The sequence below is a fragment of the Micromonospora sp. NPDC047548 genome (assembly GCF_040642975.1).
Classification (GTDB): Bacteria; Actinomycetota; Actinomycetes; order Mycobacteriales; family Micromonosporaceae; genus Micromonospora.
Map to the genome: position 1 here is coordinate 54131 of NZ_JBEYTI010000020.1, position 15434 is coordinate 69564.

The window sequence follows — 15434 nt, forward strand, 5'->3', positions numbered from 1 at the left end:
GGCACATCATGCCCCAGCCGGACGGCACGGCCTACCATGCCCCGATGGGATCCGACTGCCTGTTCTGCCGCATCGTCGCCGGGGAGATCCCGGCCACCATCGTCCGGGAGACCGACACCACCCTCGCCTTCCGCGACATCGACCCGAAGGCGCCGGTGCACGTGCTGGTGATCACGAAGGAGCACTACGCCGACGTGGCCGCGCTCGGGCAGGGTGCCCCGACGCTCGCCGGCGAACTGCTCGCCACGGCGGCGGCGGTGGCGGAGGACGAGGGGTTGCTCGGCGACGGCTACCGGCTGATGTTCAACACCGGCGCGTACGGCGGCCAGGAGGTCTTCCACGTGCACGCGCACCTGCTCGGCGGCGCGCCGCTCGGCCCGATGCTGGCCCGGGACGTCGCGTGACCGCTGGACACGACCGGCTGGCCCGGATGGTGCGCCGGGTGCAGGCCCAGGCCCGGGTGCCGGCCCTCTCGGCGGCCCTGCACCGGGCCGACCGGCCGCTGTGGACCTGCGAGGTCGGCGGGACTGGCACCGACGCCGACCTCGGTCCGGGCACCCGCTTCCGGATCGGCTCGGTGACCAAGACCTTCACCTCGGTGCTGGTGCTGCAGTGCCGCGACGACGGACTGCTCGACCTGGACGACCCGATCGGTCGCCACCTGGCGCTGCCCGCGCACGGGGAGCTGACCGTACGCCGGCTGCTGTCGCACACCGCCGGCCTGCAACGCGAGCCGTACGGCGACGTCTGGGACACGCTGCGCGCTCCTGGCGCGGACGAGCTGGTCGCCGAGCTGGCCCGGGCGGAGCAGGTGCTGCCGACCGGCCGCCGCTACCACTACTCCAACCTGGGCATGGCGCTGCTCGGCCGGCTGGTCGGCGAGCTGCGCGGCGGCTCCTGGGCCGAGGTGCTGGGTGAGCGGGTGCTGACCCCGCTGGGGCTGGCCGGCACCTCGGTCACGCCGGGGCCGCAGGCGGCGACCGGGTTCCTGGTCGACGCGTACTCCGACGAGGCGCACCCGGAGCCGCCGACCGACTTCGGCGCGATCGCCCCGGCCGCCCAGCTGTGGAGCACCGCGACCGACATGGCCCGGTGGGCGGCGTTCCTGGCCGACCCGGCGGCGCTGGACCCGGCCGGCGCGGTGCTCGCCCCGGCCACCCTGGACGAGATGCGCTGGCCGCTCACCACCACCGACGAGACGCTCTGGGCGGCGGGCTTCGGGCTCGGCCTGATCCTGGTCCCGTACCCGGACCGGGTGGTGCACGTCGGTCATGACGGCGCGATGCCGGGCTTCCTGGCCGCGGTCTACGGCCGGCGCGGCGGCGACGGCACGGCCGGCGCGATGGGCTGCGCGGTGCTCGGCTCCTCCAGCACGGCGGCGGAGGTCTTCGACCTGCCGCACCGGCTGCTCGCCGCGTCCGCCGAGCACGACCCGGCGGACATCGCGCCCTGGCGGCCGGGCGGCTCCGCGCCCGGGCCGCTGCGCGGGATGCTGGGCCGCTGGTGGGGCGAGGGTTTCGAGTACGTCTTCAGCTGGCACGACGGGACCCTGCGCGCCCGGGGCGCCGAGGACCCGGTGGGCCGGCCCCCGGCGGTCTTCGTGCCGCTGCCGGACTCTCCGGACGTCTTCCGGACGGTCGCCGGGCGGGAGGTCGGCGAGCTGCTGCGGCTGACCCGCGACGAGCACGGGACGGTGGTCCGGATGCACTGGGCGACCTACCGGTTCACCCGCCACCAGGAGACCTTCGACCGGTACGACTTCCGGGCCGGCTGACCGGGCCGCCGGCCGCCCGCGGGCGGGGTGCGGGTGCGTCGTGTCGGTGCCGCTGCGAGGTATCGCCCGCCCTGCCCCCGCCCCCGTGGGCCGCGGAAATGGGCGCGGTACCGCCGGTGTTGAGCAGATACGATGGGTGTAACGTCCGCACGCCGCGCCAGCAGGGCCCGGCGCCGAGATCGGAAGCAGGTGGCACAGGGCCCGACGGCCCGAATCCATGACCGGCACCCCACCTCCCGGCCCGCCCCGGGTGCAGACCAGGATCACGGTTCCCGACTCCAAGATCATGGTCAACCTGCTCGGCGCGGGCGACGAGATCCTGCGCCTCGTCGAACGCTCGGTCGACAGTGACGTGCACGTGCGCGGCAACGAGATCACCATCACCGGCGCGCCCGCGGACAACGCCCTCGCCGAGCGCCTCTTCAGCGAGCTGCTCGAACTGATCGAGAAAGGCGAGACCCTGACCACTGACGCCGTCCGGCGTACCGTCGGCATGCTCGAGCAGGGCAGCGCGGAGCGGCCCGCCGAGGTCCTCACCCTCAACATCCTCTCCCGGCGCGGGCGCACCATCCGCCCCAAGACGCTCGGGCAGAAGCGCTACGTCGACGCGATCGACGCGCACACCATCGTCTTCGGCATCGGCCCCGCCGGCACCGGCAAGACCTACCTCGCCATGGCGAAGGCCGTCCAGGCGCTCCAGGCGAAGCAGGTCAACCGGATCATCCTGACCCGGCCGGCGGTCGAGGCGGGGGAGCGGCTGGGCTTCCTGCCCGGCACCCTCAACGAGAAGATCGACCCCTACCTGCGGCCGCTCTACGACGCGCTGCACGACATGCTCGACCCGGAGACCATCCCCAAGCTGATGGCCGCCGGCACGATCGAGGTCGCGCCGCTGGCGTACATGCGGGGGCGTACGTTGAACGACGCGTTCATCATCCTGGACGAGGCGCAGAACACCACGCCGGAGCAGATGAAGATGTTCCTCACCCGGCTCGGCTTCGGTTCCAAGATCGTGGTGACCGGTGACGTCACCCAGGTGGACCTCCCCGGCGGGACGACCAGCGGCCTGCGGGTGGTCCGGGAGATCCTGGAGAACGTCGAGGACGTGCACTTCGCCCAGCTCTCCAGCTCGGACGTGGTCCGGCACAAGCTGGTCGGGGAGATCGTCGACGCGTACGCCCGCTGGGACGCCGAGCGGGAGAACCAGCAGGCGCAGAGCGTGCACGCCGTGCCCGGGCGGACCGCCCAGGGCGGCCGGGCCGGCCGGCGCCGCTAACCCAGAGGAAGACAGTTGTCCATCGAGATCGCCAACGAGTCCGGTGTCGAGGTCGACACCGACGCCGTGCTCGCCGTCGCCCGGCACGCCCTCGACGAGATGGGGGTCAACCCCCTCGCCGAGCTCTCCGTGCTGCTGGTCGACATCGACTACATGACCGAGCTGAACCACCGCTGGATGGGTGGGGACGGGCCGACCGACGTGCTCGCCTTCCCGATGGACGAGGGAAGCGTCGATCACGGGCCGGGCGAGAGCGCCCCGGCCGGCGGTGAGCCCGCCCTGCTCGGCGACATCGTGCTCTGCCCGGAGGTGGCGGCGAAGCAGGCCGTCACCGCCGGTCACACCACCGCCGACGAGCTGCACCTGCTCACCGTGCACGGCGTACTGCACCTGCTCGGGTACGACCACGCCGAGCCGGAGGAGGAGCGGGAGATGTTCGCGCTCCAGGCCCGACTGCTGGGCAGCTGGCGGTCGACCCGGACCCGGTGATGACCACCCAGGCGGCGACCGCCGCCGACCTACCCGACCTCCAGCTGATCTTCTTCGCCGCGGGGTTGGTGGTGCTCGCCGGCCTGATCGCGATGACCGAGGCGGCGCTGGCCGCCGTCTCCCCGGCCCGGGCCGCCGAGCTGGCCCGGGACGGGGCGCGCGGCGCGCGTACCCTCCAGGCCGTCGCGGGCGACGTGGTACGCCACCTCAACCTGCTGCTCCTGCTCCGGCTGCTGGCCGAGCTGACCGCCACCACGCTGGTGGCCCTCGTCGCGGTGGACACCTTCGGCGCGGGCTGGTGGGCGGCGCTGGTCACCGCCGGCGCGATGACCGTGGTCAGCTTCGTCGTGGTCGGCGTGGCGCCACGCACCATCGGCCGGCAGCACGCGTACGCGGTGGGCCGGGCGGTGGCGCCGCTGGTCCGCTGGCTGGGCCGGGCGCTGAATCCGCTCGCCTCGCTGCTGATCCTGATCGGCAACGCGGTCACCCCGGGGCGCGGTTTCCGTGAGGGGCCGTTCGCCAGCCAGGTGGAGCTGCGGGAGCTGGTCGACCTGGCCGAGCAGCGCGGCGTCGTGGAGCACGGCGAGCGGCAGATGATCCACTCGGTCTTCGCGCTCGGCGACACCATCGCCCGCGAGGTGATGGTGCCCCGCACGGAGATGGTCTGGATAGAGGAGGGCAAGACGCTCCCCCAGGCGCTGGTGCTCTTCCTGCGCTCCGGCTTCTCCCGTATCCCGGTGATCGGGGAGAGCGTCGACGACGTGCTCGGCGTGCTCTACCTCAAGGATCTCATCCGGCGCACCCAGGGCGGCGACCCGCGCGACCAGCGGACGCCGGTCAGGGAGCTGATGCGCCCGGCGACCTTCGTGCCCGAGTCCAAGCCGGTCGACGACCTGCTCTCCGAGATGCAGGCCGCCCGCAACCACCTGGTCATCGTCGTCGACGAGTACGGCGGCACCGGCGGCCTGGTCACCATCGAGGACATCCTGGAGGAGATCGTCGGTGAGATCACCGACGAGTACGATGTCGAACGCCCGCCGGTGGAACACCTGGAGGACGGGTCGGTGCGGGTCACCGCCCGGCTCCCGGTGGAAAACCTGGGCGAGCTGTTCGACACCGAGCTCCCCACCGACGAGGTGGAGACGGTCGGCGGCCTGCTGGCCCAGTCCCTGGGCCGGGTGCCGATCCCCGGGGCCCGCGCCGAGGTGGCCGGGCTGCGGCTGATCGCCGAGGGCACCACCGGGCGGCGCAACCGGATAGACACCGTGCTGGTCAGCCGGGTCGAGCCGACCGACGCGCCGGACGGGTCGGGGCGCGGCGAACAGGCCGAGTCCCGCACCAACCAGACCACAACCGAGGAGAGGCAACCCGCCGATGCCTGAGACAGCCGCCGTACCGGCCGCCCGGCCCACCCCGTCCGACCCGGCGCAGCTGAGCGCCGAGGACGGCAAGCTGGTCGTCCTGGCGCGTGGCGCCCGCGGCCGGGCGGCGGCCGTGGAGGGCGCGGCGGTCCGTGACCAGGACGGCCGGACGTACGCCGCGGCGAGCGTCTCGCTGCCCTCGCTGACCATCACCGCGCTCCAGCTCGCGGTCGCCTCCGCGGTGGCGGCGGGCGCGAGCCGGCTGGAGGCCGCCGTGGTGGTGACCGAGGCGTCGACGCTGGACGGGGCGGGGCACGCCGCCGTGCGGGACCTCTCCGCCGACGCGCCGATCCACGTCGCCGGGCCGGACGGCACCGTCCTCGGCACGGTGGTCGAGTGACCGCCATCGGGGAGCGTCCCTACCGGGCCGGGTTCGCCTGTTTCGTCGGGCGGCCGAACGCGGGCAAGTCGACGCTGACCAACGCGATCGTCGGGCAGAAGATCGCGATCACCTCGAGCAAGCCGCAGACCACCCGGCACGTCATCCGGGCCGTGCTGCACCGCCCGGAGTCGCAGCTGGTGCTGGTGGACACCCCCGGGCTGCACCGCCCCCGCACGCTGCTCGGCGAGCGCCTCAACGACCTGGTCCGCTCGACCTGGAGCGAGGTCGACGTGATCGGCCTCTGCATCCCGGCGGACGAGCCGATCGGCCGGGGCGACCGGTTCATCACCGGTGAGCTGGCCGAGCTGAAGGCCACCGTGCTGGCGGTGGTGACCAAGACCGACCTGGTCGACCGGAAGCGGCTGGCCGAGCAGTTGCTGGCGGTCAGCGAGCTGGGCGAGTTCGCCGAGGTGGTGCCGGTGAGCGCGGTCTCCGGGCACCAGGTGGACACCCTGGTCGACGTGATGACCGGCTACCTGCCGCCGTCGCCGCAGCTCTACCCGGACGACATGCTCACCGACGACCCGGAGCAGGTGCTGGTCGCCGAGCTGATCCGGGAGGCGGCCCTGGAGGGGGTCCGGGACGAGTTGCCGCATTCCATCGCGGTGGTCGTCGAGGAGATGATCCCCGAGGGTCAGGTCATGAAGATCTTCGCCGACGTCTACGTCGAGCGGCCCAGCCAGAAGGCGATCGTGATCGGTCACCGGGGCAGCCGGCTGAAGGCGGTCGGCACCGCGGCCCGGAAGCAGATTGAGGAGCTGTTGGGCACCAGGATCTACCTCGACCTGCACGTACGGGTGGCGAAGGACTGGCAGCGGGACCCGAAACAGCTGCGCAAGCTCGGCTTCTGACGCCACCGCCGGCGGTCGCCGGGTGACGCCGATCACTGACCGGTTTGCGGGCAGTGGTATGGGAAGGTTCACTTTCGGCCGGGGCGCTGGCCGTTTGGCGGGGCGAAGTCGGAGGGTAGGGAGCGTTCCTGCTCCCCTGCCCCCGACACAGATGCAGGCTCATGCGCAACCGATATCTGGACCTGCTCCGCTTCCTGGCCATCGTCCGGGTCGTGGTCTACCACGTCACCGGCTGGGCGTCGCTGACCCTCGTCTTCCCGGCGATGGCGGTGATGTTCGCCCTGGCCGGATCGCTGATGGCCGCCTCCCTGGACCGCTCCCGCGCCTCGGCCGTGCTGCGCCGCCTGCGCCGCCTGCTGCCCTCGCTCTGGGTGGCGGCGGTCGTCTTCGTGCCCGCCATGCTGCTGACCGGCCTGCCGCTGACCCCGAAGGTGCTGCTCTGGCTCTTCCCGGTCGCCGACCCTCCGGCGAACCACTGGGGCGCGCTGGCGTTGAGCGTCATCTGGTACCTGCGCGACTACCTGTGGTTCCTGCTCGCCTCGCCGGTCGCCCTCTGGCTGTTCCGCCGGGCGCCGGTCGCCACCCTGGCCGTGCCGTACGCGCTGCTGCTGGTGATCGAGCTGGGTCTGCTGCCCGCCGCACCGGCGCCACTACGCGAGTTCGGCATCTACTTCGGCGCCTGGCTGCTCGGCTTCGCCCACCACGACGGCCTGCTGCGCCGGCTCGCCAACCGGGTGCTCGTCCCGACCGCGCTCGCGCTGGCGGGTGCCGGGGGCGCCTGGATCCTCACCCATCCGGGGCCGCGCGGTTTCGACCTCAACGACATCCCCCTGGGCAACGCGCTCTGGTCCGCGGGGTTCATCCTGGTCCTGCTGGGCCGGGCCCCGGCCACAGCGGACTGGATCGAGCGCAGCCCGCTGTTCAGCCGGGTGGTCACCGTGTTCAACCGCCGCGCGCTGACCGTCTACCTGTGGCACATGTCGTTCGTGGTGCTGCTCACCCCGTTGGTCGACGTGGTCGGCTGGTCGCACCAGGATCCGCTCGGCCTGGCGATCCGGGTGGTGCTGGTCTTCGCCCTGGTCGGGGTGGTCACCCTGCTGGTCGGCTGGGTGGAGGACGTGGCCGCCCGGCGGCCGCCCGAGCTGGTGCCGGGCGGCCGGCGCCCACCGGCGCCCCGGCCGACCCGCACCGGCGACGGCACCCAGCCGCCGCGCCGGTCGACGGCCGGCGCCGCCGGCCGGGCGACGATCCCCGCTCCACGGGTGCCCGAGGTCGCCACCGTCGAGATCAACGCTGGCTGAGCCGCACGTTCCCGCTACCGGTGCTCAGGTCGAGCACCAGGGACGCCCCCGGATCGTTCGGCACGCCCAGCTCGCTGCCGCCCGACCCGGTGCTGGACCGCACCCGGTAGCGGCCGGCGGGCACCACCAGCTCGACGTCGCCGCTGGCGGCGTGCGCCCGCGCCGAGACGGGCTCGTCCAGCTCGATCGTGACGTTGCCCGACCTGGCCTCGGCGTCCACCTGGCCGCGCAGCCGTAGCCCGGTGATGTCGCCCGACGAGGCGCGCAGGTTGACGGGGGCGGCCACGTCCTCCACCTCGATGTTCCCGGAGCTCGTCTCGGCGCGTACCGGGCCGGTGGCGCCGGCGACCCGGATGTTGCCCGAGCCCAGGGTGAACTCCACCGCGCCGACCCGGGTCAGCTCGACGTCGCCCGAGCCGTTCTCACCCCGCACCCGCACCCCCTCCGGTGCGGTCACCTCGTACGACACCGTGCAGCGGGGGCCGCACTCCGCGTCCAGCACCAACTCGTCGCCCCGGACCTCGTACGTCGTGCGGGGCTGGTCGCCCTGGTAGCGCAGCACCCGCTTGATCCGTACCTCGGTGGTCGGACCGGTGGCCCGGACCACCACGTCGCCCGCGCCCGCCCGTACGGTGACGGTACTGATCCGTACCGCCTCGGTGTGGTCGAAGTCCAGCCGCCGGAAGGAGAGCGTGTCGCACCCGGCGGCGAGGATGACGGTGGCGGCCGCGCCCAGGGCAACGGCGGTGCGGGAAAGAGCCATGGTCAGCAACCTACGACCGGTCCCGCCCGCCGCACATCGGGGGCCCGGCGCCGGTCCACCCCGAACCGACCCTGATTTCCCACCCCGAGAGAGAATGGCCCGATGCCCGGGTACCGCCGACAGCTCTACCGCGACGACGCGGTGGTCCTGCGTGTGCAGAAACTGGGCGAGTCCGACCGGATCATCACCCTGCTGACCCGCCGGCACGGCCGGCTGCGGGCGGTGGCCCGAGGCGTCCGGCGCACCACCAGCAGGTTCGGTGCCCGGCTGGAGCCGTTCGGCCACGTCGACCTCCAGCTTGCCGGTGACCCGAAGGGCAACCTGGGCAGCTCGCTGCACACGGTCAGCCAGGTCGAGGGGATCGACCTGTACGGCAAGCGGTTCCTCGGCGACTATCCCCGCTACACCGCGGCCAGCGCGATCGCCGAGACCGCGGAACGCCTCACCCCGGTCGAGCGGGAGCCCTCGCTGCGGCTGTTCCAGCTCACCCTCGGCGCGCTGCGGGCGCTGGCCGAGGGAAGCCACGCCACCACGCTGGTGCTCGACGCGTACCTGCTGCGCGGGATGGTCCTCGCGGGCTGGGCACCGGCGCTGACCGCCTGCGCGGTCTGTGGCACGCCGGGGCGGCACCGGGCGTTCTCCGTGCCGGCCGGCGGCGCGGTCTGCCCGGACTGCCGGCCACCGGGCGCGGCCCACCCCGCGCCGGCCACCATCGACCTGATGTCCGCGCTGACCAGTGGCGACTGGCGGGTCGCCGACGCCACCGAGACCGGCGTACGCCGGGAGTGCAGCGGCCTGGTCGCGGCGCACCTGCAGTGGCACCTGGAGCGCGCGCTACGCTCGCTGCCGCTGGTCGACCGGGGTGCTCCGGCGGCCGGTGCGGTCCCGGCACCTGGCGGTGGCGGGGCCGGCCCGGTCCCGCCGCCGCCCGGCGCGGGGGCCGGCGTGGACGGCGCGGACAGGGGGATGACCGAGTGATCCGATCGTTGAGGGCCGGCCGGCGTGAGCCGGCGCCGCCGACACCGCACCCGTCGGGCGCCCGGCCGCCGGCGCTGCCCGCCGAGGCGGTGCCGAAGCACGTCGCCGTGGTGATGGACGGCAACGGCCGGTGGGCCAAGGAGCGCGGCCTGCCCCGCACGAAGGGTCACGAGCAGGGCGAGCACAGCCTCTTCGACACCATCGAGGGCGCGATCGAGCTGGGCATTCCCTACCTGTCGGCGTACGCGTTCTCCACCGAGAACTGGCGGCGCTCGCCGGACGAGGTCCGGTTCCTGATGGGCTTCAACCGGGACGTCATCCGCCGCCGCCGCGACCAGCTCGTGGACCTCGGCGTGCGGGTGGTCTGGTCGGGCCGGGCGGGGCGGCTGTGGAAGAGCGTCATCTCGGAGCTGCAGACCGCCGAGGAGATGTCCCGGGGCAACTCGACGCTGACCCTGCAGTTCTGCGTGAACTACGGCGGCCAGGCGGAGATCGCCGACGCCGCCGCCGCGATCGCCCGCGACGTGGCGGCCGGCCGGCTCGACCCGGCGAAGGTCACCGAGAAGACCGTGGCGAAGTACCTCTACCACCCGGAGATCCCGGAGGTGGACCTGTTCCTGCGTCCCTCCGGTGAGGAGCGGATCTCCAACTTCCTGCTCTGGCAGACCGCGTACGCGGAGCTGGTGTTCCTCAACACCCTCTGGCCGGACTTCGACCGCCGGCACCTCTGGTACGCCTGCGAGCTGTACGCGCAGCGGGACCGCCGCTTCGGCGGCGCGCTGCCGAACCCGGTCGCCCCGCAGGTCTGAGGTCACGCTCAGCGACGCGGCGGTGTGGGTACCACATTTCCGGCAGCGCCAAGCGTCGCCGGTTCTGGTGACCACTGACGTCCCACCCTCGTCGGCACCGTCCCCTTCGGGGCGGCGCTGACGCGTTCCGGCCGGTCGGCGCGGCCCGCCCGCGTACGATCGGCCCAGGGCGCGCCGCCCGGGCGCGTCGGCCACGGGGGTGGGGATGCCGGATCTCCGGGATAAAATGATCATGGGGCTGAACGCGGCCGACCTGGGCAGCCCGATCTGTGACCAGGTGGCCGAGATCTGTGCGGAGATCGCCGAGCAGCACTGCGCCGAGCTGGGGCACACCCCGAGCGTGCGCTCCGGCGAGATCGCCGAGCTGGCCACCGGCGACCCGGCGCTGGCCTGGGCGCCGACCGAGACCGGGCAGCGGGCCTGGTGACCGGCCCGGCGCCGAGCCCGGTGGTGGACGTACGCCGGGCCGCCGACCGGTTCGCCACCCGGCTGTCCTGGCTCGTCGCCTGACCGGGCTCGACCCGCGCCGCCGGCCGCCCGCGCCCCCCGGTTTGCGGCATGTCGCGGTCTCCCCGGGCGAGGACACCGCGACATGCCGCAAACCGCGCCGAGCGCGCCGAGCGCGCCGAGCGGGTCGGTGGCTCAGGCCTGCACTTCGGAGCGGTCGCCGGCCCAGAGCGTGTGGAACGACCCCTCCCGGTCGACCCGGTGGTAGGTGTGCGCGCCGAAGTTGTCCCGCAGCCCCTGGATCAGCGCCGCCGGCAGCCGCTCCGCGCGCAGCGCGTCGAAATAGGCCAGCGACGAGGAGAACGCCGGGGTGGGCACGCCGGCCCGGGCCGCGTCGGCCACCACCCGCCGCCAGCTCGGCACGCCGGCGCCGACCGCCTCGGTGAACCACGGCGCCACCAGCAGCGTCGGCAGGTCGGGCTGGGTGTCGTACGCCTCGCGGATGCGGTCCAGGAAGCGGGCCCGGATGATGCAGCCGCCCCGCCAGATGGTGGCGGTGCCGCCGAGGTCGATGCCCCAGTCGTACTCCTGGCTGCCGGCCCGGATGTGGTCGAAGCCCTGCGCGTACGCGACGATCTTGCTGGCCAGCAGCGCGCGCCGGACGTCTTCGACGAAGGTGTCCCGCTCCTCGACCGGCCACTTCTCGCCGGCGTCGCCGAAGGCCCGGCGGGCGGCGGCGCGCTGGTCGGCGTGGCCGGAGAGCGACCGGGCGAACGTCGCCTCGGCGATGCCGGTGATCGGGATGCCCAGGTCGAGCGCGCTCTGCACGGTCCACCGGCCGGTGCCCTTCTGCTCGGCCTGGTCGAGCACCACGTCGACGAAGGCCCGGCCGGTCGCCGCGTCGGTGTGCGCGAGCACGTCGGCGGTGATCTCGATCAGGAAAGACTCCAACTCGCCGGTGTTCCACTCCCGGAAGATGTCGGCGATCTCCGCCGGGCTCGCCGACAGCCCGGCCCGCAGCAGGTCGTACGCCTCGGCGATGAGCTGCATGTCGGCGTACTCGATGCCGTTGTGGACCATTTTGACGAAGTGGCCGGCGCCGTCCGGGCCGATGTGCCGGCAGCACGGGGTGCCGTCCACCTGCGCGGCGATCTTCTCGAAGATCGGCCCGAGCTTCCGGTACGACTCGGCGGAGCCGCCGGGCATGATGCTCGGGCCGTGCAGCGCACCCTCCTCCCCGCCGGAGACGCCGGTGCCGACGAAGTGCAACCCGTGCCCGCGCAGCGCCTCCTCCCGGCGGCGGGTGTCGGCGAAGTGCGCGTTGCCGCAGTCGACGACGATGTCGCCGGACTCCAGCAGGGGAACCAGCTCGTCGATCACCGCATCGGTCGGCGCGCCCGCCTTGACCATCACGATCACCGCCCGGGGGCGTTCGAGGGAGGCGACGAAGTCGGCCATGGACTCCGACGGCACGAAGGTGCCCTCGTCGCCGTGCTCGGCGACCAGGCTGCGGGTGCGTTCCGGTGAGCGGTTGTGCAACGCCACGGTGAAGCCGTTGCGGGCCAGGTTCCGGGCCAGGTTGCGGCCCATCACCGCCAGACCGGTCACGCCGATCTGCGCCGTCGCCTGCTGTGCCATCCGTACCGCCACCTCTCGTCGGACTGCCCGTACGGCGACCGTATCGCGGTCGGCGGCGGTCCGGGCCTGCTCGTCGGCGGCCGGTGAGCGGGCGGTGGCGGTCCGTTCTCAGCCTCGGCGAGGCGGGCCTCGACGTGGGCGACCTTCGCGGTCATCGCGTCGGTGACCCCGGGCCGGATGTTCGGCAGTCCGGACTCGCGGACCACCCGGACGGCCTCGGCGACCAGGTCACCGACGGACTCACCCACGCCGAGCGGGGTGATCGAGAACGCGATCAGCATGCCGCCGGCCGTGCCGGTAATTCGGCTGCGGGTCGCCCGGCCCGTCGGTTAGCCTGCCGGTATGCGTAACTGACGCCATCATTCGGAAGCTGGCCCGCCGCCGTCGCCGCGGGCCGCTGCTCCGGGCGTCCGCATTCCACCCGCCGCCGTCGTCTCGGCGCCTTCCGTGGTCGGGTCCGCCGGGGCAGCCCCGTTCCCGCTCGCCGCGCCACCGGCGCCACAGACAGGAGGCAGCGTATGCCCACCAAACGCAATCCGAAGAAATCCCGCAAGCCGTCCGCCGGGCTGTCCCAGATGGACGTGACCCTGCCCGACGTCGACATCCCCGCGGTGACATCGGCCGCGCCGGTCGCCCTGCCGGCGTCGACGCAGGCGGAGACCCCGCCACCGCCGAAGGCCGGCCCGCCGCCCGGTCGGGACGCCCGGTTCGCCGGGCGCAGCCAGCGCGCCGGCCAGACCCGCCGGTACGCCTTCCGCCGCAGCTGACCGGCGCGGCGACCAGCGGCCGGCCGATGATCCCGCCATCGCGTCGAGGGCCGGGCCGGGACGCCAGTGGGCGGGGTCGTGCGTGCTGCCGCGACCCCGCCCACGTCCCCCCCGCCCCGGCTAGGAGTGTGCGGCCACCGGCGCCTTCGCCTCGCCGGGCGAGTCTGCCGAGCGACGTCGGTCGACACCGAGGGCCAGGCCGAACAGCCCGGCCACCATCAGCACGCTGACCGCGATCCTGAGCGGGGCCCCCTCGGTGACGAAGTCGAGGACCTGCCCACCGGTGAGCACGACCGGCGGGCTGCACGTCGTACCCACGAGCGGCCGCCGTCCTCGCCGGCGGCTGTTTCGCCGCGCAGAGCTTCACGCCGGTCCTCCCGGAGTGGCCGGTGGTGCCGCTGGTGGCGTTGCTCGGCGCCTGCTTCGGCTGTGTCGCCGTCGGCGGTCGCGCCGCACCGGCCGTCGCGGCGGTCAGCTACTTCGTCTCGCTCGGGATCGAGAACACCGCCGCGGGCGACTCCGACTGGGTGTTCATCATCTTCGTCGCGCTCGCGGTGCTGGGTCCGGCCTACGCCGTGCGGATGCGGCGGGCGCAGGCGGCCCGGCTGGTCGCGCTCGCCGCCGAGCGGGAAGCGGCCGCCCGGACCGACGAGCGGCTGCGGGTCGCCCGGGAACTGCACGACATCGTCTCCCACGGTGTCTCGGTGATGGTGCTGCAGGCCGGTGCGGCGCAGGCCGTGCTCGGCGCGGACCCGGGCCAGGCCCGCGAATCACTCGAGGCCGTGCAGGAGGTCGGGCGCGAGGTGGTCAACGAGTTGCGCCGGCTGCTCGTCATCCTCCGCGGCGCGGAGGCGGCTCCGGAGGGCCTCCCGCCGTTGCGGCGCATCGAGGCACTGACGGCCGGGGTACGGGCCGCCGGCGGGCGGGTCGACGTGCGCGTCACCGGCGATCTCGCCAGCGTTCCGGTGGCCGCCGACGTCAGCGGTTACCGCGTTCTCCAGGAGGCGCTGACCAACGCCGCCCGGCACGCCCCGGGGGCGACCGTCGACGTCTCGATCGAGGTCGGCGGCAGCGGGCTGCGGCTGCACGTCGTCGACGACGGACCGGGTCCCGGCCGCCGGAGCAGCGGCACCGGTCACGGCCTGACCGGCATCCGGGAACGGGCGGAGCTGTTCGGCGGCACGGTCACCGCCGGCCCACGCGCTTCCGGCGGCTTCGAGGTGCGGGTCGAGCTGCCCTTCGACCCCGAGGCGTCGGCGCCCGCGCTCTCCCCGACGGGAACCACCAGGTGACCCGGGTCCTGATCGCCGACGACGAGGCGCTGGTCCGGGGTGGACTCCGGATGATCCTCGGTGCGCAGCCCGACATCGAGGTGGTCGCTGACGCGGCCGACGGCGAGGATGCCGTGCGGCTCGCGGCCCGGTTCGAGCCCGACGTGGTGCTGATGGACATCCACATGCCGCGGCTGGACGGGATAGCCGCGACCGAGCAGATCCTGGCCGAGCGCGCCGACGTCCGCATCATCATGCTGACCACCTGCGACCTCGACGAGTACGTCTACCGCGCGCTGCGCGCCGACGCGTCCGGATTCATGCTGAAGACCACCCCGCCGAAGGATCTGGCCGACGCACTGCGCACGGCCGCACGCGGTGACGCCCTGCTGTCCCCGTCGATCACGACCTCCGCCGCCGGTCCTGCCGCTCGGTCCTCAGCCGAGCAGCGGGCGGAAGGTGCCGAGGACGATGCTGACCGCCAGCGCCGCGCCGGCCAGCACCCCCGCCCCGACCACCAGCAGCCCGTCCGCGGTGGTGAAGCGCTGCCGCCGGGCGACCGTACGCGGGGTGCCGGCGTCGAAGCCGCGGGCGTCCATCGCGACCGCCAGCCGGGTGCCCCGGCGGATCGCCCCGACCAGCAGGGCGAACGCGGTCGACACGAAGAGCCGCAGCTTGGCCAGCGGATTCCGGCCGGCGTCCACGCCCCGGGCCCGCCGGGCCATGCTGATCATCTGCCATTCCTGTTCCAGCAGCGGCACCAGGCGGAATGCGGCCAGCGTGCCGATGGCGAACCGGGCGGGCGCCTTCGCGTTCTGGATCAGCGCGTCGGCCAGGTCGGTCGGATCGGTGGTGGCGAAGACGATAATCCCGGGCAGCGCCACCGCGAGCATTCGCAGCACCAGGCCGAGCGCGGTGAGCAGCACCCCTTCGGTCACCAGGACCGGGCCGGCCTCGACCAAAACCCGGCCGGAGCGGTCGGCGGCGAAGAGCACCAGGGTGACCAGGATGCCGGCGGCACCGGCCAGCACCGGCCAGGCCCGCCCGGCCAGCACCCGGTAGCGGATGCCGAACAGCGGCAGCACCGCCAGCTCGATCGCGATGGCGATCGCCGGGGCCACCGGGTCCAGGGTGGCGATGAGGACGAACGAGAAGACCAGGGCGGCGGCCAGCTTCGCCACCGGGTTGCGGCGGGCCAGCGGCGCCCCGGGCGCGGCGACCGGTTCAACGCTGATCATGGGCGTTCCAGCATGGCGGTCCGGTCCGT

The 15434-nt window shown here is 73.7% G+C and carries 18 protein-coding genes and 1 pseudogene; 14 read left to right on the forward strand and 5 right to left on the reverse strand.

The window, feature by feature from the left end; translation table 11 throughout:
• The first annotated feature begins 44 nt into the window (after positions 1–44).
• The 8 genes from ABZ807_RS20600 to ABZ807_RS20635 all read left to right on the forward strand — a co-directional run bounded on the left by ABZ807_RS20600 (position 45) and on the right by ABZ807_RS20635 (position 7494).
• Complete coding sequence (locus ABZ807_RS20600; protein ID WP_357160126.1) at positions 45–404, forward strand: histidine triad nucleotide-binding protein; 360 nt, start codon at positions 45–47, stop codon at positions 402–404.
• Positions 401–1774 (forward strand): serine hydrolase domain-containing protein, encoded by a 1374-nt coding sequence (locus tag ABZ807_RS20605; RefSeq protein WP_357160129.1) that lies wholly within the window; start codon positions 401–403, stop codon positions 1772–1774. The genes ABZ807_RS20600 and ABZ807_RS20605 overlap by 4 nt, the downstream gene beginning before the upstream one ends.
• Positions 1775–1991: 217 nt before the next feature.
• On the forward strand, positions 1992–3050 hold the full coding sequence (locus tag ABZ807_RS20610) for a PhoH family protein (RefSeq protein WP_357160132.1): 1059 nt from the start codon (positions 1992–1994) through the stop codon (positions 3048–3050).
• A 15-nt stretch (positions 3051–3065) separates the two neighbouring features.
• A complete protein-coding gene (gene ybeY / locus ABZ807_RS20615; protein WP_357160135.1) occupies positions 3066–3539 on the forward strand; it encodes an rRNA maturation RNase YbeY in 474 nt (157 codons plus the stop codon).
• Positions 3515–4921 (forward strand): hemolysin family protein, encoded by a 1407-nt coding sequence (locus tag ABZ807_RS20620; protein ID WP_357160293.1) that lies wholly within the window; start codon positions 3515–3517, stop codon positions 4919–4921. Before ybeY ends, ABZ807_RS20620 begins: the two co-directional genes overlap by 25 nt.
• Entirely contained in the window at positions 4914–5300 is a 387-nt protein-coding gene (locus ABZ807_RS20625) for a cytidine deaminase (protein ID WP_357160138.1), read from the forward strand. The genes ABZ807_RS20620 and ABZ807_RS20625 overlap by 8 nt, the downstream gene beginning before the upstream one ends.
• Positions 5297–6193, forward strand: coding sequence for a GTPase Era (gene era, locus ABZ807_RS20630; protein WP_357160141.1), 897 nt, complete (start codon positions 5297–5299; stop codon positions 6191–6193). Before ABZ807_RS20625 ends, era begins: the two co-directional genes overlap by 4 nt.
• Before the next feature lie 161 nt (positions 6194–6354).
• Complete coding sequence (locus tag ABZ807_RS20635) at positions 6355–7494, forward strand: acyltransferase (RefSeq protein WP_357160144.1); 1140 nt, start codon at positions 6355–6357, stop codon at positions 7492–7494.
• Here ABZ807_RS20635 and ABZ807_RS20640 read toward each other — a convergent pair.
• Positions 7481–8257 carry a DUF4097 family beta strand repeat-containing protein gene (locus tag ABZ807_RS20640; RefSeq protein WP_357160147.1) on the reverse strand — a complete coding sequence of 259 codons (777 nt, stop codon included), beginning with the start codon at positions 8255–8257 and terminating at the stop codon, positions 7481–7483. The two genes, ABZ807_RS20635 and ABZ807_RS20640, sit on opposite strands and share 14 nt — an antisense overlap.
• A gap of 102 nt (positions 8258–8359) precedes the next feature.
• On the opposite strand from ABZ807_RS20640, the gene recO reads away from it, so the two are divergent.
• The 3 genes from recO (at position 8360) to ABZ807_RS20655 (ending at position 10471) form a co-directional block, all read left to right on the forward strand.
• Positions 8360–9235 carry a DNA repair protein RecO gene (gene recO, locus ABZ807_RS20645; protein WP_357160150.1) on the forward strand — a complete coding sequence of 292 codons (876 nt, stop codon included), beginning with the start codon at positions 8360–8362 and terminating at the stop codon, positions 9233–9235.
• Positions 9232–10044 (forward strand): isoprenyl transferase, encoded by an 813-nt coding sequence (locus ABZ807_RS20650; protein ID WP_357160153.1) that lies wholly within the window; start codon positions 9232–9234, stop codon positions 10042–10044. Before recO ends, ABZ807_RS20650 begins: the two co-directional genes overlap by 4 nt.
• A gap of 232 nt (positions 10045–10276) precedes the next feature.
• A complete protein-coding gene (locus ABZ807_RS20655; protein ID WP_357160156.1) occupies positions 10277–10471 on the forward strand; it encodes a thioredoxin reductase in 195 nt (64 codons plus the stop codon).
• A 215-nt stretch (positions 10472–10686) separates the two neighbouring features.
• Here ABZ807_RS20655 and gndA read toward each other — a convergent pair whose 3' ends face one another.
• Together gndA and ABZ807_RS20665 are read right to left on the reverse strand one after the other, a co-directional pair.
• The gene (gene gndA, locus ABZ807_RS20660) at positions 10687–12129 is read right to left on the reverse strand and encodes an NADP-dependent phosphogluconate dehydrogenase (protein WP_357160159.1); all 1443 of its coding nucleotides are present in this window, start codon (positions 12127–12129) and stop codon (positions 10687–10689) included.
• Complete coding sequence (locus ABZ807_RS20665) at positions 12096–12410, reverse strand: hypothetical protein (protein ID WP_357160162.1); 315 nt, start codon at positions 12408–12410, stop codon at positions 12096–12098. Before ABZ807_RS20665 ends, gndA begins: the two co-directional genes overlap by 34 nt.
• Positions 12411–12647: 237 nt before the next feature.
• On the opposite strand from ABZ807_RS20665, the gene ABZ807_RS20670 reads away from it, so the two are divergent.
• Positions 12648–12896, forward strand: coding sequence for a hypothetical protein (locus ABZ807_RS20670; protein WP_357160165.1), 249 nt, complete (start codon positions 12648–12650; stop codon positions 12894–12896).
• A gap of 120 nt (positions 12897–13016) precedes the next feature.
• On the opposite strand, the gene ABZ807_RS20675 is transcribed toward ABZ807_RS20670, so the two are convergent.
• The gene (locus tag ABZ807_RS20675; RefSeq protein ID WP_357160168.1) at positions 13017–13214 is read right to left on the reverse strand and encodes a hypothetical protein; all 198 of its coding nucleotides are present in this window, start codon (positions 13212–13214) and stop codon (positions 13017–13019) included.
• Positions 13215–13285: 71 nt separating this feature from the next.
• Between ABZ807_RS20675 and ABZ807_RS20680 the strand changes: the two genes are divergently transcribed.
• Together ABZ807_RS20680 and ABZ807_RS20685 are read left to right on the forward strand one after the other, a co-directional pair.
• Entirely contained in the window at positions 13286–14188 is a 903-nt protein-coding gene (locus ABZ807_RS20680) for a sensor histidine kinase (RefSeq protein ID WP_357160171.1), read from the forward strand.
• A pseudogene (locus ABZ807_RS20685) lies at positions 14185–14517 on the forward strand (response regulator transcription factor); the annotation flags it as partial. The gene ABZ807_RS20680 and the pseudogene ABZ807_RS20685, both read left to right, overlap by 4 nt.
• Before the next feature lie 87 nt (positions 14518–14604).
• Here the strand turns inward: ABZ807_RS20685 and ABZ807_RS20690 are convergent.
• On the reverse strand, positions 14605–15405 hold the full coding sequence (locus ABZ807_RS20690; RefSeq protein WP_357160174.1) for an energy-coupling factor transporter transmembrane component T: 801 nt from the start codon (positions 15403–15405) through the stop codon (positions 14605–14607).
• Positions 15406–15434 lie beyond the last annotated feature (29 nt).

Coding starts and splice junctions, on each gene's coding strand:
- ABZ807_RS20600 (WP_357160126.1), top strand. CDS start 45: ATGGGATCCGACTGCCTGTTCTGCCGCATCGTCGCCGGGGAGATCCCG.
- ABZ807_RS20610 (WP_357160132.1), top strand. CDS start 1,992: ATGACCGGCACCCCACCTCCCGGCCCGCCCCGGGTGCAGACCAGGATC.
- ABZ807_RS20625 (WP_357160138.1), top strand. CDS start 4,914: ATGCCTGAGACAGCCGCCGTACCGGCCGCCCGGCCCACCCCGTCCGAC.
- ABZ807_RS20635 (WP_357160144.1), top strand. CDS start 6,355: ATGCGCAACCGATATCTGGACCTGCTCCGCTTCCTGGCCATCGTCCGG.
- ABZ807_RS20640 (WP_357160147.1), bottom strand. CDS start 8,257: ATGGCTCTTTCCCGCACCGCCGTTGCCCTGGGCGCGGCCGCCACCGTC.
- recO (WP_357160150.1), top strand. CDS start 8,360: ATGCCCGGGTACCGCCGACAGCTCTACCGCGACGACGCGGTGGTCCTG.
- ABZ807_RS20655 (WP_357160156.1), top strand. CDS start 10,277: ATGGGGCTGAACGCGGCCGACCTGGGCAGCCCGATCTGTGACCAGGTG.
- gndA (WP_357160159.1), bottom strand. CDS start 12,129: ATGGCACAGCAGGCGACGGCGCAGATCGGCGTGACCGGTCTGGCGGTG.
- ABZ807_RS20665 (WP_357160162.1), bottom strand. CDS start 12,410: ATGCTGATCGCGTTCTCGATCACCCCGCTCGGCGTGGGTGAGTCCGTC.
- ABZ807_RS20670 (WP_357160165.1), top strand. CDS start 12,648: ATGCCCACCAAACGCAATCCGAAGAAATCCCGCAAGCCGTCCGCCGGG.
- ABZ807_RS20690 (WP_357160174.1), bottom strand. CDS start 15,405: ATGATCAGCGTTGAACCGGTCGCCGCGCCCGGGGCGCCGCTGGCCCGC.